This window comes from Photobacterium sanctipauli, from assembly GCF_003026495.1.
Taxonomy (GTDB): domain Bacteria; phylum Pseudomonadota; class Gammaproteobacteria; order Enterobacterales; family Vibrionaceae; genus Photobacterium; species Photobacterium sanctipauli.
The window spans coordinates 1-20,554 of record NZ_PYMA01000024.1; the positions used below are offsets into that span (position 1 = coordinate 1).

Consider the following 20,554-nt stretch of genomic DNA (forward strand, 5'->3'; position numbering starts at 1 on the left):
CGCGGCTTCAAGTTTAAACTCTGGACTAAATGTTCTTCTGGTTCGTTTTGTCATTGTGTCACCTGTTAACTTCCGAGGTGATGATATCACCTCTAATCAGGTGGCCAAATTAACTATGCCACTTCACAACCAATTCATGAAATTACATTCTTGTTCATAGTTAAGCATTTTTCAGCCGTAACTAGGCTCAGTTACGGCATTTTTTTTAGGCATTTAAAGTCAAATAAAATATCCTTGTGCATATGGACTTTTTAATAATCATTCGAAGCTTAATGGTGGCTTAATATATGGTTTTTATATATTAACTACCATTGAGCATACACGATTAGCATGATATTTATTAATACGTACACCATAGCTCTCTTGAGTGGATTAAGAGTGGGAATGGCTTCCAGCTAAGTGTACAGCTCCTTACCTTTGGATCTATCTCTCCCAGTTTAGAGATGAAGGAAAGGAGCACTCCATTTGCTAATGTTTAAGCTGTTTGAAATGAAACTAAGTCTCTTTGCCGCGATATTCTTCGCGGCTTTTTTTCTTTTCAAAGGATGAAATTTTTCTTTTACTTCAAGGTCTCTTCCAAAAACAACGGAGATTTTTAATGAAAATATTTAATGAATTTGTTGATGTTGTGATAATCCAGCATGACAATCTTTATCAATATGCTCGAAATCATGTTGGAAGTGAAAGAGATGCACTTCGCCATACTATCCTTGTATTTGAAGAGCTTAAAATTCACTTAAGTAAAAATACTAAACCAGATAACATTGATAAATGGCTTATTAACAAAATGGATAGTAGCCTTAGAGGCAACTTATAATTTCATTCTATAAAGGCATTCTGAAAGCAAGCTCTGATATATTAATGATCTTGCTGGTAGTGAGTACCTTATGATTTGTGTATGGATAGATAAAAAAACACCGTGGTTGGAGGTACCACGGTGGCTATAAAAAATAATTGAAATTATCAAACACACCCCTTTTATACCACTCAAGCAGTCAATAATATAAAAAAGGGCAACATACCAATTTTGGTATGTAATACACGAGTTACCAGAGAAAGATTAACATAAGTCAATATGTGCGTATTTGGCATTAGCTAAGTAAACTTTCTTTAGCATGCTATAAAAATTAGCGCATAGGCAGTTTCATATGAGAAGGGCTGTATTTGATGAAGCTAGCTTAACAGGTAGGCAAATCAGCACCTAATGAGGAAAGGTGCCCCTTTCTGATATCAGGGGATCAAGTTGAAAGGGGCAAGTGCACAAAGTTTAACAAGGCCTGGTAATCAGTGTGCATGGGATAAGTTACATTGAATATGGCGAATTAAAATTGCAACGTTGCTTTTTTTATTTTTAGAAATGCTAAAAAAAGCCGCGAATAAGTCGCGGCAATAGTGTCTCTGATAGTTATTATTTCTTATTGAATCACAAGATGAATCGATTGCCTCTGTGCTTGTCGTGAAAGCAAAGAGGCTCAATCAGATTAATGAACAGTAGCGGGAACATTAATTCTGATTGTGAAACCATAAATTATATCAATCAGCAGTCTATTCAATGGTAAAGTTGAGAAATTTTGTCGCTAAGATGCTAAACCAATGCTAATAAGACTAGCTACAGTTTCCCCCTATTGCTACAAAATGATATGTGGCAGATAGCGTGACATATCCTGGGTGACCCGGGAGCTGTCTTCTCGAATTGAAATGCCCCCGGCTTGATCGTTAACCAGCCAGCTGCCTACCAAGGTGTAGTAATCATTGAATTTTGGGAGCGGGTGGTAGGCTTGGTAAATCACTCCTTCATCCCCATAGGGGCCATCGACACGGAGGGTCTGCTTTCCGTTTTCGACAATGGAGATGTTAGCGCCTTCGCGGGCAAAGATAGGTTTGATAACATAGTCGCGCAATTCGCCCAAGTCGCGGTCGTCGGGAAAGTACGCCGGCAGTAGGTTTGGGTGCCCCTTGAACTTGTGCCATAACATGGGCAATAGCGCCTTATTGCTTAAGACCGATTTCCACATTGGCTCTAGCCAATTTATTTTGGCGTTGGCTAAGTGCTGGGCATATTCTTCCCGAAACATAAACTCCCACGGATAGAGCTTGAACATCCAGCGAATCGCTCGATCCTGTAAATCCGTGAACTCCCCCTTGCCATTGAGGCCGATATCCTCAACGAAGACAAAAGCGGTAGCAAGTCCGGCTTCCTTGGCGCAGTCTTCCATGTATTGAACGGTACCGCGATCTTCCTCGGTGTCTTTGCAGCAGGCAAAGTGCAGGGTTTGCCCCGGTTGCTTGAGAGAGAGCTCATGGAAGCGAGCCATTAATAATTCTTGCAGCAAGTTGAACTGGTCGGCATCACGGCGCAGGGCACCGCTGTTGACATTGTCTTCTAACCATAGCCACTGCCAAAATCCCGTTTCGTACAGCGACGTTGGGGTATCGGCATTATTTTCATAGAGCTTTGCGTGCCCTTTACCGTCATAGGCGAAGTCGAGGCGGGAATAGAGCGAGGGCTCACGGCTTTGCCAAGAGTCCAGCACACCCTGCCACATGGCCTCCGGGATCTGAAAACGCTGTAGCCAATACTCATCCTTGACTACGGTATCGACTATATCGAGGCACATCTGATGGATTTCCTCGGTTGGATCTTCCAAGTCGCGCTCGATTTGCTCAAGGGTAAATTGGTAGTAGGCCGTTTCATCCCAGTATGGAGCGTCGTACATGGTGTGGAAACCAAACCCGAAATCTTTGGCGAGTTTGTGCCAGTGGGGGCGCTCCTGGCAGTCGATCCTTAACATGCCTTGTCCTTGCTAGTTGACGTGATAAAGACGATTGTAGCGATTGAAGGGGGAGCTGACTGCGAGGGCTTTCATGTTTTTGGGGGGAATTTTGCCGTTATAGCTGTAATACGACCAAAACGTGCGACCAGTTTCGTATTTAATTTAGTGGGATTCTTATTTTGTTACAAATAGCGCGTTTTCTGCTGCTAAAACCCCCATTTCAATTGATATAGGTCACATTTCAACGTTTCATTATCGGTATATTAGTTCCCGTTAAATTTCAGTTGCATGCTGTATTCCCTTGAAGTTTAACCATCACTACAAATAATCGTTCGGCAAGTTACTTTGAACAGTTGATGTTCACCGTTCCTTGAGTGACCGTTTGGTCAACCCACCTTTGCTTCGACTGGGTGACTTGCCTTTTTTTTCTTTCCCCCTGTCGTGTTCAACCTTCAGCTAGCGTCATTCTGCATCCGTTATCCCATTTCCCTATAGCACCTTGCTCGCTTCGGTGCTGTGTCTCTGTTGCTTTGTGCGCTGGGAGTAAAAAAAAGGTCTCTTTAACTGTGTTGGTTAGTGATGGTCAATAAAGAGACCTTTTGTACCAAAGGTGGACGCTAGATACACGGTTTGTGGTACGAACATCCCGAAGGAATGCTATGAAAGTGTATTCATTCACATTAGAGTAAAAAATCTAATTAACGACTTGGTGAATAAATGGTTGGTTAATTTGTGTGCTGGATCGTTCGTTTTCGCGCAAAGCGGAAACTTACTCTGTTGGCGTGATTTGGTAAACGTTGCTTTTGATTGCTGGTTAATATTTCACCATCTTCAGCGCGGCAGGTTGCCAAGCGATGACATAGAAAGTGAGGTATGTTTTGAGCACACAACGTTATTCATTAACCCTACCGGCAAGAAAAGAGAATCTTGATTTGTTTATCAAGGCGGGTTTGCTACTGGTGATAGGGGCACTCTGTTTTCAAATTTTACAGCCATTTCTTCTGCCAATGGTATGGGGCGGGATCATTGCCATTGCCTTGAACCCATTGGTAAACCTAATACGTCGTCGCTTTGGCTTAAGCCGCGGTAAAAGCAGCGCGGTGATCACTGCAACGGTATTGGCGGCATTGATCATTCCAACGGTATGGTTTTCTGGCGCGGCCTTTACCACCACCCAAGCGCTGGCCACTTCCATGGCGGATGGAAGCTTGGTGGTTCCGCAGCCAGCGGCTGGGGTTGCCGAGTGGCCGATAGTGGGTGAACCATTGCATAAAGCGTGGAGCTTGGCGGCAACCAACTTGGCAGGAGCGGTTGATACTTATGCCCCGCAACTGAAGTCACTTGCGACGAGTATGGTGGCGGCCATCGGTAGCCTCGGCGGTGGTATTGTCCAGTTTGTGATTGCGACTTTGATTGCCGGTGTATTGATGGCAAGTGCCAAGCAATGTCGAGCTGTTGCGGTAAAAATTGCCAGCCGCTTATTGGGTGAGCAAGGTGCCAGCTATGTTGACTTATCGAAAGCGACCGTTCGCGGTGTTGTCCAAGGGGTGATTGGTGTTGCGGTTATTCAGGCAATGCTTGCTGGCTTGGGGATGGGCATTGCCGGTGTGCCTGCGGCAGGTTTGCTGGCAGTTGCCGTCATGATTTTAGCCATTATCCAGCTGCCGCCGATTTTGGTACTTGGCCCGGTGATGGCTTACTTGTTCTCTGTTGAGTCGACGACGGTAGCGGTGATGTTTACGGTATGGGGGATTCTGGTGAGTGCCAGCGACGCGGTGTTAAAACCTGTGTTGATGGGACGCGGTGTCGATATTCCAATGGTGGTGATTTTATTGGGTGCCCTAGGCGGCATGATGATGTCGGGTATTGTTGGATTGTTTGTTGGCGCGGTGATGCTATCACTGGGTTACAAGTTGCTTATGACTTGGCTTGATAATAATACTGCGGGTCGCGAGGAATCGAATACGCTTCCGGCTGTCAGTGTCCAGCCTGCTTAACGAGTTCAGTTAATCATTAAATTCGGTAGAAATCAGTACATAGAACAAGGCCAATGCCCCATTTTCTGGGGCATTGGCCTTTTTTGTTTGGTACCTAATCAGGCTTGGGAAGCCGAAGTGTTATGGCGGCGTGTTATCGCAACCCCATTCGCAAGGCAGTTCGATCAAAATGTCAGCCAGCTTTTCTGGGTGAAGCATTTGCTCCGGGGTGATGTTCAGCTGTGTCGCCATCGTTTGGTTGAACAGTTCCCAGTGGTTGATCAGGCACTGCTCATGGCTATCGGTTTTATCTTGCCAGGTCTCTTGCAAGAAAGGCTTCATACTTGCTGCGCCGTGGGCATAGAGCATCATTTGCCATTTCATTTCCCACACCTTAATTGGCGTGGTTGGGAAATCTTCGTTGCAGTTATCGACCAGCTCATTGACGAAACGCTCAAGATCGCCACTGCTATCGAAGAAATAATCCATCAATACGTCACCCTGTCTGACACCATCGGCGATCAACTGGATCGGCTGTGGGTGCGCCAGCTGCTGGGCGAGCAACATGGTGACAAAGCGGTAGAGAATGACATTACTTGGTAAGTCGGAAGGAATTTCTTCCAGCAACTTATACATGTAACTGAGGAAATAGACGTGCAGGCAATCGCTGATACTGTGCCAGATTTTCTCTTTGCTACCAAAGTGATGGCGGATCAGGCTATGGGAGACGCCCGCCCGCTCACTGATGTTGCGTAGCGACACCCGCTCATAGCCGAGCTCACAAAACATCTCGGCGGCAGTCCTCATTATCAGCAGCTTTGTTTCTTCGGCGGCCTGTGCGCTGCGACGGCCCTGTTTTCTTTCAGTCATCACTATATCAGTTTCATACCCCGTGACATTTTTACCAGAAAATCGGCAAATCGTCATCTGTGTGCTCACAAAAACTCTTTACTGTCCACCTGTAAAATATAGTTGATCTTCGCCAAGATCAACCTATACTGCACAAGTGTGTAATAAAAACAAAGAGAGACATGTCAGTGAAAGGACAACAAGCCTCACTTACCCCATTTGCTCGTTTGGCGGCTGTCGTGCTGCTTGGCAGCATTTTGGTGGGCTGTAATCAGGCAAATTCGGAACCGACTGCAGAGGTAGTCAAACCGGTTAAATTGTTTGAGGTGCCTGTCGTATCGGCGCAGGCAAGCAATGCGTTTCCCGGCAAGGCTGAAGCAGCACAACGTGCGCAACTTTCATTCCAGGTAGCAGGCGAGATTGAAAAAATCTCGGTGAACGTTGGACAGAAAGTCGGCAAGGGGCAGGTGTTGGCAGAAATCGATGATCATGACTATCGTCTCGCATTCGAAGCCAAGCTGGCGGAATTCGAGTTGGCAAAAAGCCAATTTGAACGTGCTAAGCAGCTTCATGCCAAAAAGCTGATTAGTACCGATCAGTTCGATCGCAACGAGACCAGCTATAAGGCGGCGATTGCCAACTTGGAGCAGGCCAAAACCGATCTGGAGCACACCTTGATCAAGGCCCCTTTTGACGGTGTGGTATCCCTTCGCTTGGTTAACCAGCATCAGTTTGTTGGTGCTAATCACCCGGTGTTGAACATCCAGAATGTCGACAGCTTGGATATTTCGTTCAACCTGCCGGTGACCTTCGTTAAGCAGATGGGAATTGAAGGCGTTAAAACTGCTTCGTCTTGGGTGATCATGGATAACTTCGGCGAGCGTCCGATTGCCGCTCAGCTTAAAGAGATCTCTACCCGTCCTGACATTGATACCAATACCTATACCGCCAAGGTAACGGTTCAGCGCCCTGAGAATATGAACGTGCTGACAGGCATGGCGGGGCAGGTGCATTTTGCCAAACAACAATCGGCTGCCGTGATTGATTTCCCCGAAGAGGCTTGGGTCGAAAAGCGCGAGGGCAGCGGTACGTTGTGGCAGTTCGATCCGGCGACATCGGTGATTGATCCGCTCGAAGTGGTATTGGACGAACAAGGCCGCGTGATTGACGGTTTATCGCAAGGCACGATGGTCGTGATTGCAGGGGCAAAAGATTTATATCCAGGCCAACAGGTTAGGGCTTGGGAACGAGAAGGTGGTATTTAAATCATGCTAAAGAAAATGTCGGCTATTGCTTTATCACTGGTATTGCTACAAGGGTGCCAGGAGCCGCCAGCCAATATCGAACAGGCGCCTTTGGCAGTATCCACCCTGACGGTATCGGAGCCGGTGGAAAGCCAGTTCCGTATTTTTAACGGCCAAGTTGAAGCGGCAGAAAATACACCGCTGGCCTTTCGTGTTGAGGGTGAGCTCAAGCAAGTGATGGTTCGCATGGGCGACTCGGTCAAGCAAGGCCAGCTACTGGCGGTGTTGGATGCGGATAAGTTCGAACAGCAGCAGCGTGATGCGAAGGTGCAGTTCGAGCTTGCCACCAAGCAACTTCAGCGTGGTCGTGAATTGTTCAGCAAGAAAATGATTTCAAAGGCGGAATTGGATGAGCTGACGGCTAACCAGCGCCTAACGAAAGTGGCTTTTGATTCGGCAACTGCCCGCCTGGGCTATACCCGTTTGGTCGCCCCGTTTGATGGTGTGGTATCGGATGTGCCGAAAGAGTCTTTTGAAGCGGTCACGCCGGGTGAGGCCGTCCTTAGTCTTTACCAAGACGACAAGGTATACATCAATATTCCGGTATCGGACAACGTGATTGCGATGATTAATCCGAACCAGCAACCGGGTGGCTACCAACCAAAGGCGACTTTTGGTTCGGATATTGAATCCTACCCAGTGTCTTATCTCAAGCATACCAGTGAGTTGGAGCCGCAAACCCAAACCTATCATGTGTGGTTTGAAATGGCGCAACAAACCCCGGCGATCTTGCCGGGCACCAGCGTGGCATTGAACGTCAACATGGTCGAAGCCGGTTTGAGTACCTTGCAGGGCTACCAGCTGCCGATGATCGCCTTGGAGGCTGGTCGCGAAGCGGGTCAGTTCCATGTGTGGAAATCGGTACAAGGCGACGTCCAGAAAGTGGCTGTGACGGTTGAGCAGGTAAACAACCACGGTGCCATCGTAAGCAGTGGCGTGGAGCTCGGGGATGTGCTGGTTACATCGAACCTTCGTAAGTTACGGGATGGTATGACGGTTTCTATCATCGAACGTAAGGCTGAAAACAAGGATGTTGCGCAGTGAAACGACTGCATTTCTTCAGACACAAACAGGCACTATTGCGATGGGTGATTTTCGTTGTCACCACGGTTGCCGGAGTGCTGTTTTTTAGTGAGCTGGGGCAGTTCTTAGTGTGGCAATTAATTGGTGTGAAAGTGCCTGGTATTGAATTAAATATTTTCCCTGACAGCGCCGCGGTGCTGGGTCAGGGGCTTGATACGTTGGGATCAGCGTTTGTGCTTGATGTAACAGAATTAACGGTGGAGGCAACACAGTGAGCATTGCCGCTTATTCAATTAAAAACAAAGTGATCAGCTGGCTATTTATAGCCATTTTGGCTGTCGGTGGTGTGACTTCGTTTCTCGATCTGGGACGCTTGGAAGATCCGGCTTTCACCATTAAGGATGCGATGATTATCGCAACCTACCCGGGGGCAACCTCGACCGAGGTTGAGGAAGAGCTGACTTACCCGCTGGAAAAGGCAGTCAGGCAGTTGCCGTATATCGACAAGGTGACGTCAACCTCGTCGGCGGGCATGACCCAGATCATGGTCAGTATGGAGATGATTTACGGACCGGATGAGCTTCCGCAAATCTGGGATGAAATGCGCCGCAAGATAAACGACTTGCGCCCGTCATTGCCTGCCGGGGTGAACTCTGTTCAGGTGATTGATGATTTCGGCGATGTGTTCGGCGTGATGATCATGATGACTGGCAAGGGCTACTCCTATGTCGAGCTTAAGCAATATGCCGACTACCTCACCCGTGAGCTGGATTTGGTTGAAGGTGTGGGCAAGGTCAGTATTGCCGGTGATCAGCAAGAGCAAATTTTCGTCGAGATTTCTATCGACCGCATGGCGGCATTGAACCTCGACATGAACACGGTGGCCGGTTTGCTTAACCAGCAAAATAGCGTGACGGCATCTGGCGAGATGATGATCAACGGCCAGACCCTGACCATTCGCCCGAATGGCAACATGAGCAGTGTCGAAGAGCTTGAAAACCTGGTTATCCACGGCCGCGATACCGGCAACTTGATCCGCCTGAAAGACGTCGCAACAATTTCTCGTGGTATCCAGGAAAAGCCAAGCAATGTGGTGACTTACAATGGCGAGCCTGCCATCAACCTTGCGATTTCATTCTCTTCAGGCGTTAACGTGGTGGAAGTGGGCGAGCGAGTTGAGGCACGTTTGGCCGAGCTTGAAAACATCAAGCCTGCGGGTATTTCGCTTGATTACTTCTACAACCAAGCACAGGAAGTGGATAAGTCGGTACAAGACTTTATCGTCAGCCTAGGCCAGGCGGTGGCTATCGTTATTGTGGTATTGCTGTTTGCAATGGGCTTGCGCAGTGGCCTCATCATTGGCGCGGTATTGCTACTGACGGTATTCGGTACGTTCATCTTGATGAAGTGGAACAATATCGAGCTGCACCGTATCTCGCTCGGGGCGTTGATTATTGCACTGGGTATGCTGGTGGATAATGCCATCGTGGTGGTCGAAGGTATTTTGGTGGGTATCAAAAAAGGCCGTACCAAGATCCAGGCTGCGATTGATATTACCAAGCAAACCCAATGGCCGTTGCTGGGTGCGACAGTGATTGCGATCACCGCGTTTGCGCCTATTGGCCTGTCATCGGATGCGACCGGTGAGTTTATGGGGTCGCTGTTCTGGGTATTGTGTTATTCGCTATTCCTGAGCTGGGTGACGGCACTGACTATCACGCCATTCTTGGCTGATTTGCTACTGAAAAATGAGCCAGAGAAATCGGAAAGTGAGGAAGAGGAAGATCCATACAAAGGCGCCCTGTTCGTTGTTTTTGGCGGTTTGTTAAAATTAGCCCTGCGTTTCCGCTGGCTAACCATGGTAAGCATGTTGGCACTGTTGGTCGCCTCGGTTGTTGGCTTTGGTTATGTGAAGCAGTCGTTCTTCCCGCCATCGAACACCCCGATGTTCTATGTGGACATGTGGATGCCGGAAGGGACGGATATCCGCGAGACCATCAAGCAAACCAACGAGGTTGAAAGTTATATCCGCAGCCAGGACAACGTCGAGTTTGTGACGACGTCGATTGGCCAGGGTATGCAGCGTTTCGCGCTGACCTACCAGCCGGAGAAAAGCTACGAGTCATATGCCCAGTTGCAGGTGCGTACCGATACCCGCGAAAACATGTTCGAGCTGCTCCACAATCTGGATGACAACTTGGCGACAGAGTTTGATCAGCCGACCTTCCAGTTCAAGCTGATGGAATTTGGTCCAGCGCCAGCCTCGAAGATCGAAGCCCGTGTCATTGGCCCTGATCCACAAGTGTTGCGTGATATTGCCGTGCAGGTGCAAGACATCATGCTGCAAGATCCTGAATCGCGTAACGTTCGTCATGACTGGCGTGAGCGTACCAAGGATCTGATCCCGCAATTTAACGAGTCGAAGGCCCGTCGTTTGGGGATCTCGAAAGAAGATCTGTCTAATACCTTGCAGATGGCATACGGCGGTAGCCCGATTGGCGTGATGCGCGATGGTACCCATACCTTACCGATCATTGCCCGCTTGCCAGAAGTTGAGCGTGTTGATTACGACACCCTGAAAAACCTCAAGTTGTGGAGCCCGGTGCAGCAAGCATATGTACCGTTAGAGCAAGTGATCGACGGGGTTGATCTGGGCTGGACTGAGCCATTGATCCAGCGCCGTGACCGTAAGCGTACCCTGACCGTACTGGCTGACCACAACGTATTGGGTGATGATACGGCGGCGACCTTGTTTGCCCGTATCCAACCGAAGATTGACGCCTTGCCGCTACCTGAGGGTTATAGCATTGAATGGGGCGGTGAGTATGAGTCATCGAAAGATGCGCAAGAAGCCATGATGGGCTCGATGCCGATGGGTTACTTGCTGATGTTCATCATTACCATGCTGCTGTTTAACTCGTTGAAGAAGCCGTTGGTGATTTGGGCAACCGTGCCACTGTCGATCATTGGTGTGTCGATTGGCTTGCTGGCGACCCAATCGCCGTTCAGCTTTACCGCGCTACTGGGTTTGCTGAGCTTGAGCGGTATGATCTTGAAAAACGGTATCGTGCTGTTGGATCAAATCAATATCGAACTTGAGTCGGGTAAAGACCCTTACGACGCGGTGGTAGACAGTGCCATTAGCCGTGTGCGCCCGGTAAGTATGGCGGCATTGACCACGGTATTGGGTATGATCCCGCTGGTATTTGATGCCTTCTTCCAGTCGATGGCAGTGACCATCATGGCCGGCCTGGGCTTTGCCACGGTACTGACCTTGATCGTCGTGCCTGTGCTGTTCACCTTGTTCTTTGGCATCAAACCGCCTGCTAAAGCCTAAGGCTTAAATCGACTCAGTTAGTCAATATCGAGAAGCCCCGCTTGTTACGAAGCGGGGCTTTTTTTTGCCTGTAATAACTTGCCTCGGTAATTTGGGCAAAGAAATGATGGTGATAAAAACATGATAGCGAGCACATATTGTTCGCTATAAATGGGTTCGTGTTCACGTTTTGCTTTATGGGATGTTTCCTTCATTCGATAAATTTCTACTATCTTACCAAAAAGATTAAGCGCTTAAGCTTTTCGGTTAAGTGAATAAAATGGGTAATAATCAGCAGGTAGATACATGATGTGATTTCGTTATAGTTTGTTTTTAAATGTTGAATGAAAAATGATTTTCCAGCTTATTTTAGCTGTTGGCTTCCTATTGCCTATTGAAAGTAAAACTAAGTAACAATTAATTTTATAGATTAAGGTAACTCTTAATCTGAGTACGACTGATTGATAAACGAAGTAATGAGTTGGTTAAGGGATTATATGAAATTATTTAAGCTATCTCTCGTTGCACTAGTAGTATCGACACTTGTTGGTTGTAATAGTTCTTCAAGTAATAACGATGATACTACCAGTGAAGAAAAAAAGTACGTTGTTCCTTCTATTGATTTTACTGCAGCCGATGATGGGCAAGTAGTGACTGTCGAAACCAGTGATTATTCTTTTACTATAGATAGGGACCAAATTAAGCTTGCTGCTTTTGATAAAAGTGGGAATAAGCTGGCAGGTAACTTTTCTAGCCGAGGCATTCATTTCCAAGGAAGTAACCTTGGTGAATACAATGTCGTGTATTGCCAAGCTGAAAATCTAGAAAATGAAATCGATTATTTAGTGCCAGAGTGTGATCTGCAAGAAGCCGATCAGAGTGAGCAAAAGCACCTTCACTTTGTGATTGAAAATGACAAGAATTTCTTAGCCGACTTATTTGTTTATCCTCAGAAAAATGCCATCCGCTTATCGATAAACTTGCGTAATGTCGTGGTTGGCTCTCGTGATCTTGCTTTGTTATTTAGTGAACTCCCTGATTCACCGGTTTATGGTTTTGGTGATATGGGAATTAAAGGCAACATGATGGGGTCGGTTGGCGATAGTGCCATCGAAGTAAAAGGCGATGGCCATCATGATCGCTTTGTATCCAGTTTTGGCATTATGCCTGAACACAACTTTGGTTTTGCTCAGTTGGTTTCGGGCGAAGAACGCTATGAGCCAGAGGCCTACGGTTTGGTTGAGGTGAGTCCAGATAAGCTAAAACTCCATGCGTTTGGTGTTGATCAGTCTAAATATAACTACTTGTTTATCGGCGATAATCCTCAAGAAGTATACAAAGCGTTTAGTGAAGCGAAGAAAGAGTCCGGCTTCCCTGATGTCCAGCCTTATGTCGAGGCATTCGGTGTTGGCTGGGAAGCTTGGCCAAGCTTAGGTTATAACACCAATCAAGAAGCCGTGATTGAGGATCTGCAAGCCTTTATTGATGAGGGCTACCCGATGCGCTGGGGGGTGATTGGTTCCGGTTTTTGGGAAAGGCATGGCACAACTACCACCTTTGGTCGCTGGAACGAGGCTGACTATCCTGATCCTGAGGGTATGATTGATTGGTTCCACGATAATGGTTTGAAAATCATGTTTGGCTTAAGGCCTAACTTCTCTGTTTACCACCCTGAAGCTGCAGAAGCGGAAACAAATGGCTATGCAGTAACGAATAGTGACGGTGAGCCTGCCATTTTTGCATCGTGGGAATATCCGAAAGACCAGCCGCTATATATGCTAGATGCCTTTAATCAAGATGCGTTGGCTTGGTGGCGTGACAAAACTGCGCTATGGGGTGTGGATGGCTGGAAGGAAGATACCATGATCAGTGCCACACCTGTTGTACCCGAAGCACAAGTTACGCCTTATCATGATGGCTTTGCTAACTCGTCGATGAAAGTACTTCATGATAGGGGGGATATCGTGATGGCTCGGAATGCCTACATGTCATCACCGGGTTCGATGCAGCGGCTCAATGATACTTTTGGTGAGCAATTACGTATTCCGCAGTTAGTACTTGCTTACGGTGCAAGTGCTGCCCCTAACGTTTATACCGATGGTATCGGGAATGCATCAAGTGAGTGTGCTTATTTAACTCGCCATACTTTGCTTTCAGCGGTAACGGCGACGATGGCCTTTGGTAAAAAGCCATGGACTTGCTCTGAACTTGAGGAGCAAACCATGAAGAAGGCGGCACTGTGGCACCAGACCTACTTGCCGACTATCCACAGCGCAGCGGTTAAAGCTTTCCAGACTGGTTACCCATATACCGCGACACCATTGACGATTGCTTATCCTGATAATCCAAAGGTGAGAACCTTGTATGAGCAAAATATGTGGCAGTGGCTAATTGGGGAGTCACTTCTTGCCCACCCTGTATTTGGATCTGAGCTTTGCATCGGTAATGGAGAAGAGGAGGAGTGTAGCTACGGATATATCCAGGATGTTTATTTGCCTGAAGGGCGCTGGATAGATTTCAATACTGGTGAGATTTATGATGTTGATGCGTTAGGGGACACCATTAAAAACTATGATCACGGGCAGCAACGCATTCCTGTGTTCGTGGGGAATAAAGGGATATTAATCACGCAAGATGAGCATGAGGAGAAATTCTCCGCTGAAGTATGGCCAGTAAAACCAGACGGTGAAAGTGATGACTTCCAATACTTCCATCATAATGGTGACACACTCACGTTAATTACCAATGAATCTTTGCGGGATAACTTATCTGCAGCTATTGTCACTAACTTGACGACAAACCAGCAAATGGAAACAGCAATAAAAAATGTTGGCAATACGGAGGTGCTAATATTTGATATCACGCCTGGGCATGACTACTTAATAAAATAAATTAAGTTAACTCATAAGGCTTCATCATTGATATGGTGGAGCCTTTTTATTATTCTACTTCTATCTTGAATTTATTGTTGTTACTTTTGGTTAACTTAGTCATAAATATATTGGCTTGGTAGGCTATGCTCAATGATTAATAAACTTCCCTTTCTCTAATTAAGTTAAGATGAGTAATACTTGCTTATAATAATCCATATCTTCCAAGTAGTTTGTTTATCTAAAAGGGGATATGTTTAATGTGGTTTTACTGTCATAGGTAAAGCAATTTGAATGGCCATAAATGCATGATTTTTCTAAATATAAAAAAACATAAAAGCATTTGCTTTATGTCACTGTTTGAAATTTTGGTGCTGTCTTGAACTGATTTTTACTCATATATTATCTCACGAATGCTTAAGCGGTTAAGCTAATCAACAACGTGAAATATTGAGGCAATATGAATAAGACAATTACCGCGCTATTAGTAGCGGCAGCATTTTCGAGCAGTGCACATGCGATTACGGTTTATCAAGATGATGCGAATAGCTTGAGCATTGGCGGCCGTTTGGGTGCTATCGCCAAGTTTGAAGGGGACACAACCGAACTGAGGGGCGACAGCGCACGTATTAACTTTGTTTATGGCTATCAATTCCAAAGCGGCTGGGCTGGCGTCGCTGTTGCGGAGTGGGGATTCAACGAACTGGATGTCTACAACGACGATGGTACTAAAACAGACCTATTTTACAACCGCTTGGGTAACGTTGGCCTAGCTCATGAGCAGTGGGGTAGCTTCACTCTAGGTAAGCAGTGGTCTGCCTACTTTGATGTTGCCGGCTGGACGGATAAATTCACCATCGGTGGTGCTCATGCTTTGGGTGTTTATGACGATGGTAACATCTCTGGCACTTCTCGCCCTGATGATGCTTTCATTTATCGTAATACGATCAACAACTTCAATATTGCTGTGCAATACCAATTTGAGGCAAACAATGGTGAGGTGACTGTCGAAAATGATCAGTCGCGCAGTACGTGGCACCGGGAGAGCGGCCATCAATTATCACTCAGTTACGACTTCGAGGCTGGCCTTTCGTTGGGTATGAGTTACGGCAAAACTATCTACAAGAACGCCCATGATGTCGAAATGCTACTGGGGGCGGTGAAATATAGCAGCGACAAGCTTTACCTGGCAGCGGGCTACGGTCAATTCGAAAACCTGACCAATAAAGCCAAAGCGGTGGGCAGTGAGTTCGACCGTGAATCACGCGGTACGGAATTGTTTGCCCAGTATTATGCCGATGATTTGCTGGAAGGCTTGTCATTCTTGGCAGGTTATAACCACCTTGATGTGGTTAGGGATGCCAACAATCAAAGTACCGATGCTGAATTGATTAATTACATGCTTGGCGCGACTTACACTGCGGGCCCAATGCTATTTGGTGTGGAGTACACATTCAACGACAGCAAAGATGCCACTGGCGATGCCAACTACGATAACGTATTGGAATTTAACGCCCGTTACTACTTTTAACTTCTAGTTTGTCCTACCTGGGGTTTGGGATAGGTGTGCCGACACCTATCCCTTTTTTGTTTTCTTTTGAGTTTGCTGGTTATCTGGCTGCTATCTATAAAAACAGCTACCTAAAAAACAGCTGGCTGAATGGATTGAGTAGCGTAGCCAAACCCGAAGTGAAGTGCAGCGGTGCATCGAGCAGGGTTAAGCATAGGCAGTCTTGCCCCTCGCGGGTTTTCGGCACATGCTTGTGCTCATCAGTTTGCAAAATGAAATCCCCGGGGCGGTAAGTCCCTTGTTCATCGTAGAATTCGCCTGCAAGCACCAAGGTAATTTCGTTGCCTTGATGGGTGTGTTCGGGCAAGGCACTGTCACTGTCCATATAGATGAAATTCATCTTGCTCTGGCCACCGACGGTCACTTGGGCACGCTTGATGTTGCCGGGTAGTCGGCTCCATGGGCCAATATTCTCGCTATGTCGCTGCAAGGCGTGCGGAAGATGGAAGGCTTTATCGCCCAGCATTATGGTTGTTGTTTTCTCGGTTTCAACCGGTGTGCTGGTCTCGGTTTCTTGAGACATAATGTGTTGCATCATGGCCTGCAAATCAGGGGTGATATCCTCAGACTCACTGCTCACCATCACCGAAGCTTGGTGTTGCTCAATGTCTTCCAGGCGCTGGCGGCAATGCGGGCAGAGTTCAACATGGGCACTGATCATAATGCTGGATGCTGGCGATAAGTCACCGCAAGCATGTTGCAGTAAAATGTCGTCGTTGGGGTGAAAATGGACATTACTCATCGAGCGCCTCCTTCATTTTTTGCAAAGCTAATCGTAAACGGCTTTTCACCGTGCCAAGTGGTACCCCAAGCGAATCGGACACTTCTTGGTGCGAGGCGCCCTGTAAACAAACCATTCTCACTATTTCGGCCTGTGCGGCCGGCAAGTTATTAATCAGGTTTTCCAATTCGTTATTAACGATAGAGTGAAACTCAGGAGGCAGGGCATCCGGGTCGCGCTCTTCATGTAATATTGGCCACAGGTCATCACCTTGCACCCAATCTTGCTGGTGTTTTGTTTTTCTAAGCAAGTCGAATTTCACATTACGCGCGACGGAATAGATCCAAGTAAGGGCAGCCCCCTTAGATTGATCGTATAGGTGCGCTTTAAGCCAAACCTTCAGCATGGTTTCTTGAACGACTTCCATCGCAAGGGATTCATCACGCATTTGTTTTCGGGTGAAACTGAGAAGTTTGGGTGCAACGAAGGTGAAAAGCGTTTCGTAGCTTCTCTTGCAACGAGTATGGGCGATGTCAGATAGCAAGCTAGCCACATCAATTTCAGGGGAGGCTTCCTTGATCATTATCTCCTTACTCGGCTTCGCGTGTTGCGTTTGCTGAAATTTAATCATCACGTATCTGCAAGCATGGGATCCATAATTCAATAACGCAACTCGTGCTGCTGCAGATCACTGTGGAGAATGATTTTTTTTATGTAACGCATGCAGGCATTTGGAGTGGGGTGTTTTAGCAGTCTTTGTTTTATTGTGAGTGATACCGGTAGGATCTCGAGCCAGCGCCAACATACCCAGGATGCCGAACGGGGGATGGGGTGCGGAAGCGTCGTTAAGGTATCAATGCCGATGTTGGCGCAATGGCTATCAGAAAACCATTGCTGTAATCGGGTTACCAATAAATCATCGTCAGCAAGTAAGGTATCATCTGGCCATAACGGATAGCACCGCCCTTCTATAACCCATCCGGTACACAAGTTAGGTGCGGTAATTTTTGCCCAGCCCTCTATCGTTACTTCAATTTTAATTTGGCTCTCTGATAGCCAATCAACATGCCTAATACTGGCCAGTGTCATGATGTCGCCATTGTGGTTGGCGGTTTTGCCTTGGCTGTCCTGCATAATCAACCAGAAGCCGCCTGCACGCAGTGAATCGGTGACAACCCTGGTAAATAGGATGCCTGATCCCCTGATGTACCACCTGCCATGGGGCATATAGTGATCAGCAGTTTGGATGAAGGGCAAACTGAGTGTACTGGCAAGACTTTCAATCACTGTGGCTTCTCTTTAAACGCAATGTTCTTCTACTACGGCAGGAAAAGCTATTTAGATGACCGCAAAGGAAAAATTGATTGAGCGCCTAATTTTCTGGAGATGGATTCTTAGTTTTCTAGGTTTTGATTCGGGAAAATGTGATCCAAGCCCTCTGTACTAGTCGTAATTATCGCCACGAACAGGTGTTAAAGAGGGTTGTTCTTATGAAAGTCAAAGCTAGCTTAATACTAATGGGTTCTGTGCTGATGTTAACCGGGTGTCCGATTCTTGATGATGACGACGATCCCAAAGGTGAGTCGAAATTGCGTGTGACCCACGCCAGTAGTGATGCGCCATTTGTCGCCATCAAGCTTAACGGTGATGTCGTTGATGGCTTGGATATGGTGGATTACCAGGTGGGCAGTGGCCTGCTAACCCTCGATTCTGGCACTTATGACGTTGTGGTCGAAGCGCAATTGACCGGCGATGAAACGCTCGATGTGATAACGGCAAACCTGGACTTAGCCCCAGATATGCAGTACGACATTTTTGCCGTCAACAATACGGACGATATTGCCCCTGTCGTGCTTTCTCGTGAAGATGTTGCGCCAGGCAGTGATGAGGTCAGGCTAGATGTATTGCACGCCCACCCAGGTGTTGGTGGTGTCGATATTTATTTAACGACGGCAGAATCCATTGATGGTGAAGATCCAGCCATTGAAAATCTTGAGTTCACGATAGACAGTGCCGATTTGCCAGTGACTGTACCTGCAGACACATACCGTATTCGCATTACGCTTGCTGGCGATAAAGGTGTGGCATTTGATAGTGGTGATTTACCGCTAGCAGGCGGTAGCGATTTGATGATCAGTGCGGTGCCTAATGTCGATGGTGGGGTGGTGTCTCCGGTTAACCTTCTCGTTGCCGATGGTGATGCTGTCAACGTATTGAAAAGCGTTGGCGAAAAAGCAACGGTGCGTGTGGTGCACGCGGTTGGCGATGTTGCTCCCCTCCCTGTTGACGTATTAGCTTCTGGGGCAAAAATTGCTGACGAGTTCAACAATATTCTGTTTCCTGAGTTCCGCAGCCTAGATGTTGATGCCGGTAGTTATGATCTCAGTGTCGCATCGTCGGATGACAACTCCTTGGTGGTGATTGAAGCGCCGGGAACCGAGTTTGCCGCTGGTAGCGAAACCAGTATTTACGCCATGGGTAAGTTAAATGACGTGGTGAGTGAAACGATAGAACCTGTGGTGTACGAAGAAGATCTCCGCTCTGTGGCCACCTATGCCAAAGTGCGCGTTGTTCATGCCAATACCTTTGCCGGTAAGGTGGATGTCCATGCTTCTGCCGATGGTATGTTTAGTGAATCGACGGTGGTATTGGAAGCGGTGGACTTCACCCAGTCGGCAGTGCTGAATGTACCGGAGGGTACTTACCAATTGGCGGTAACCGCAACGGGTGATTTGATGCCATTGATCCAAGGCGCAGCAACGGTTGCCGATGGCGGTGTCTATACGGTAGTGGCGCTGGAAGATCTGACATTTGGCATAAATGTCGATACCGAACCAAGCGAATAAAACTGGCTTTGAACCAAGTGCAATCAACCCAGCGTTTGCTGGGTTGATTGCTGTTAGGGCTTTAGCGATATTGCTGGTTAACGTTGAGTTGAGCAATGACATCTTCAAGCATTGCAGTATTGCTTTGCTGTGCCTTCATGGTTTCTCGTATCGACTCAGAATGCCCCTCTATCTCAGAAGCCTTTTGGCTGATTGAGTTGATCGCCTTTGCGGCATCGATCGCTATCATGGTTTGTTGCTCTGCGGCGGCAGCAATGCTTTCTGAATATTGGTTAGATGTTTTTGCCGATTCGATGAGCTTGTTCAATGCTTCATCAACATCATAGCTATGTGAGAATACTTGCTCGCAAGTTTGGTTCATGTCACCCACCATGGTGGTGATACTTTGCGAGTTGGCAACTAACTCTTCTAGGAAGGAGCTAATTTCGGTTGTACTGTTTTGCGTTCTTGAAGCCAAGGCCCTGACTTCATCTGCGACAACGGCAAACCCTCGTCCTTGATCGCCTGCGCGAGCTGCTTCTATCGCTGCGTTAAGTGCCAGCAGGTTGGTTTGTTCTGCAATGCTTCCTATTACCTCAAGGGCTGAATGTATTTGCTGCACACTATTGTTGTTGCTGTTTATCTCCTCATCAACCTGCCTAAACTGCGCTTTCAAAGATTCAGACTCGGTCGCCATTGCGCTCACCGTGGTTTGCGCTGCCGATGCTAGCGACAAGGTGTTGTCTGCCAATGAGGCCGTTTGATGAATATTATCTGAGATTTCTTTCACTGACAGGCTAAATTCGTTAATTGACTCTGCGGTTCTCGACGTTTCGGCGACATGGGATTTGATGATATCGCGAGTATTTTCCGTCCTGTTACTTACTGAATTGGTTGTTTCAATTTGACTATCAATGGCCAGTTTTATTTCTTGTATTGAGTGGGATAGTTTAGCGGTAACTTTATTCAGGCTCTTACGTACCGTGGTATATTCATCGTTTTTTGATTCATCCATTGTATGGTGGAGTAAACCATTACCGACATTATCAGACCAACTTGATACTTCTTGTTGGAATTGATTTCTGAATTTATAGATGATGTAGAACGATGCGACAATTGATAAGAATATGATGGTAAGGTTAATAATCGTGCTTTCGTAAACCTCTGACATTATCTCGTCATAGATCCTTTCATCCATACCGCCGCCAATGATCCAACCCCAGTGCTGTGACTCAGTTATAAAGACTGACACTTCGCGGCAACCTATAGACTGGCAAGCATGCCAACGGTATGAGCCGTATTTTTCATTCGCGCTCCTCATCTTGG

The 20,554-nt window shown here is 47.0% G+C and carries 15 protein-coding genes; 9 read left to right on the plus strand and 6 right to left on the minus strand.

Annotation, left to right across the window (positions count from 1 at the left end; genetic code table 11):
* Positions 1 to 598 precede the first annotated feature (598 nt).
* Positions 599 to 817 (plus strand): hypothetical protein, encoded by a 219-nt coding sequence (locus C9I98_RS24155; protein WP_107272574.1) that lies wholly within the window; start codon positions 599 to 601, stop codon positions 815 to 817.
* A gap of 811 nt (positions 818 to 1,628) precedes the next feature.
* Here C9I98_RS24155 and C9I98_RS24160 read toward each other — a convergent pair.
* Entirely contained in the window at positions 1,629 to 2,792 is a 1,164-nt protein-coding gene (locus tag C9I98_RS24160; RefSeq protein ID WP_107272575.1) for a glutathionylspermidine synthase family protein, read from the minus strand.
* An 860-nt stretch (positions 2,793 to 3,652) separates the two neighbouring features.
* On the opposite strand from C9I98_RS24160, the gene C9I98_RS24165 reads away from it, so the two are divergent.
* Complete coding sequence (locus C9I98_RS24165; protein WP_107272576.1) at positions 3,653 to 4,771, plus strand: AI-2E family transporter; 1,119 nt, start codon at positions 3,653 to 3,655, stop codon at positions 4,769 to 4,771.
* Positions 4,772 to 4,891: 120 nt separating this feature from the next.
* Here C9I98_RS24165 and C9I98_RS24170 read toward each other — a convergent pair whose 3' ends face one another.
* Positions 4,892 to 5,620 (minus strand): TetR/AcrR family transcriptional regulator, encoded by a 729-nt coding sequence (locus C9I98_RS24170; RefSeq protein ID WP_036827281.1) that lies wholly within the window; start codon positions 5,618 to 5,620, stop codon positions 4,892 to 4,894.
* A gap of 161 nt (positions 5,621 to 5,781) precedes the next feature.
* On the opposite strand from C9I98_RS24170, the gene C9I98_RS24175 reads away from it, so the two are divergent.
* From C9I98_RS24175 to C9I98_RS24200, 6 genes are all read left to right on the plus strand, one after another.
* Positions 5,782 to 6,864 (plus strand): efflux RND transporter periplasmic adaptor subunit, encoded by a 1,083-nt coding sequence (locus C9I98_RS24175; RefSeq protein ID WP_107272577.1) that lies wholly within the window; start codon positions 5,782 to 5,784, stop codon positions 6,862 to 6,864.
* Positions 6,865 to 6,867: 3 nt separating this feature from the next.
* Positions 6,868 to 7,947 (plus strand): efflux RND transporter periplasmic adaptor subunit, encoded by a 1,080-nt coding sequence (locus C9I98_RS24180; protein ID WP_107272578.1) that lies wholly within the window; start codon positions 6,868 to 6,870, stop codon positions 7,945 to 7,947.
* Positions 7,944 to 8,201: a hypothetical protein gene (locus C9I98_RS24185; protein ID WP_036818256.1), complete on the plus strand. Its 258-nt coding sequence runs from the start codon at positions 7,944 to 7,946 to the stop codon at positions 8,199 to 8,201. Before C9I98_RS24180 ends, C9I98_RS24185 begins: the two co-directional genes overlap by 4 nt.
* Positions 8,198 to 11,263 carry an efflux RND transporter permease subunit gene (locus C9I98_RS24190; protein WP_036818257.1) on the plus strand — a complete coding sequence of 1,022 codons (3,066 nt, stop codon included), beginning with the start codon at positions 8,198 to 8,200 and terminating at the stop codon, positions 11,261 to 11,263. The genes C9I98_RS24185 and C9I98_RS24190 overlap by 4 nt, the downstream gene beginning before the upstream one ends.
* A 476-nt stretch (positions 11,264 to 11,739) precedes the next feature.
* On the plus strand, positions 11,740 to 14,133 hold the full coding sequence (locus C9I98_RS24195) for a TIM-barrel domain-containing protein (protein ID WP_036818260.1): 2,394 nt from the start codon (positions 11,740 to 11,742) through the stop codon (positions 14,131 to 14,133).
* A 439-nt stretch (positions 14,134 to 14,572) separates the two neighbouring features.
* Entirely contained in the window at positions 14,573 to 15,643 is a 1,071-nt protein-coding gene (locus C9I98_RS24200; RefSeq protein ID WP_051901781.1) for a porin, read from the plus strand.
* A gap of 106 nt (positions 15,644 to 15,749) precedes the next feature.
* Here C9I98_RS24200 and C9I98_RS24205 read toward each other — a convergent pair whose 3' ends face one another.
* The 3 genes from C9I98_RS24205 to C9I98_RS24215 form a co-directional block, all read right to left on the minus strand.
* On the minus strand, positions 15,750 to 16,424 hold the full coding sequence (locus tag C9I98_RS24205; RefSeq protein WP_036816098.1) for a ChrR family anti-sigma-E factor: 675 nt from the start codon (positions 16,422 to 16,424) through the stop codon (positions 15,750 to 15,752).
* The gene (locus C9I98_RS24210; RefSeq protein ID WP_051901779.1) at positions 16,417 to 16,986 is read right to left on the minus strand and encodes a sigma-70 family RNA polymerase sigma factor; all 570 of its coding nucleotides are present in this window, start codon (positions 16,984 to 16,986) and stop codon (positions 16,417 to 16,419) included. Before C9I98_RS24210 ends, C9I98_RS24205 begins: the two co-directional genes overlap by 8 nt.
* Before the next feature lie 77 nt (positions 16,987 to 17,063).
* Entirely contained in the window at positions 17,064 to 17,690 is a 627-nt protein-coding gene (locus C9I98_RS24215) for a hypothetical protein (protein ID WP_036816097.1), read from the minus strand.
* A 203-nt stretch (positions 17,691 to 17,893) separates the two neighbouring features.
* Here C9I98_RS24215 and C9I98_RS24220 point away from each other — a divergent pair, with 203 nt between their 5' ends.
* Positions 17,894 to 19,249 carry a DUF4397 domain-containing protein gene (locus C9I98_RS24220; RefSeq protein ID WP_036816095.1) on the plus strand — a complete coding sequence of 452 codons (1,356 nt, stop codon included), beginning with the start codon at positions 17,894 to 17,896 and terminating at the stop codon, positions 19,247 to 19,249.
* Between the two features lie 61 nt (positions 19,250 to 19,310).
* Here C9I98_RS24220 and C9I98_RS24225 read toward each other — a convergent pair whose 3' ends face one another.
* A complete protein-coding gene (locus tag C9I98_RS24225) occupies positions 19,311 to 20,549 on the minus strand; it encodes a methyl-accepting chemotaxis protein (protein WP_036816093.1) in 1,239 nt (412 codons plus the stop codon).
* Positions 20,550 to 20,554 lie beyond the last annotated feature (5 nt).

Coding starts and splice junctions, on each gene's coding strand:
- C9I98_RS24155 (WP_107272574.1), top strand. CDS start 599: ATGAAAATATTTAATGAATTTGTTGATGTTGTGATAATCCAGCATGAC.
- C9I98_RS24160 (WP_107272575.1), bottom strand. CDS start 2,792: ATGTTAAGGATCGACTGCCAGGAGCGCCCCCACTGGCACAAACTCGCC.
- C9I98_RS24170 (WP_036827281.1), bottom strand. CDS start 5,620: ATGACTGAAAGAAAACAGGGCCGTCGCAGCGCACAGGCCGCCGAAGAA.
- C9I98_RS24175 (WP_107272577.1), top strand. CDS start 5,782: ATGTCAGTGAAAGGACAACAAGCCTCACTTACCCCATTTGCTCGTTTG.
- C9I98_RS24180 (WP_107272578.1), top strand. CDS start 6,868: ATGCTAAAGAAAATGTCGGCTATTGCTTTATCACTGGTATTGCTACAA.
- C9I98_RS24195 (WP_036818260.1), top strand. CDS start 11,740: ATGAAATTATTTAAGCTATCTCTCGTTGCACTAGTAGTATCGACACTT.
- C9I98_RS24200 (WP_051901781.1), top strand. CDS start 14,573: ATGAATAAGACAATTACCGCGCTATTAGTAGCGGCAGCATTTTCGAGC.
- C9I98_RS24205 (WP_036816098.1), bottom strand. CDS start 16,424: ATGAGTAATGTCCATTTTCACCCCAACGACGACATTTTACTGCAACAT.
- C9I98_RS24210 (WP_051901779.1), bottom strand. CDS start 16,986: ATGATCAAGGAAGCCTCCCCTGAAATTGATGTGGCTAGCTTGCTATCT.
- C9I98_RS24220 (WP_036816095.1), top strand. CDS start 17,894: ATGAAAGTCAAAGCTAGCTTAATACTAATGGGTTCTGTGCTGATGTTA.
- C9I98_RS24225 (WP_036816093.1), bottom strand. CDS start 20,549: ATGAGGAGCGCGAATGAAAAATACGGCTCATACCGTTGGCATGCTTGC.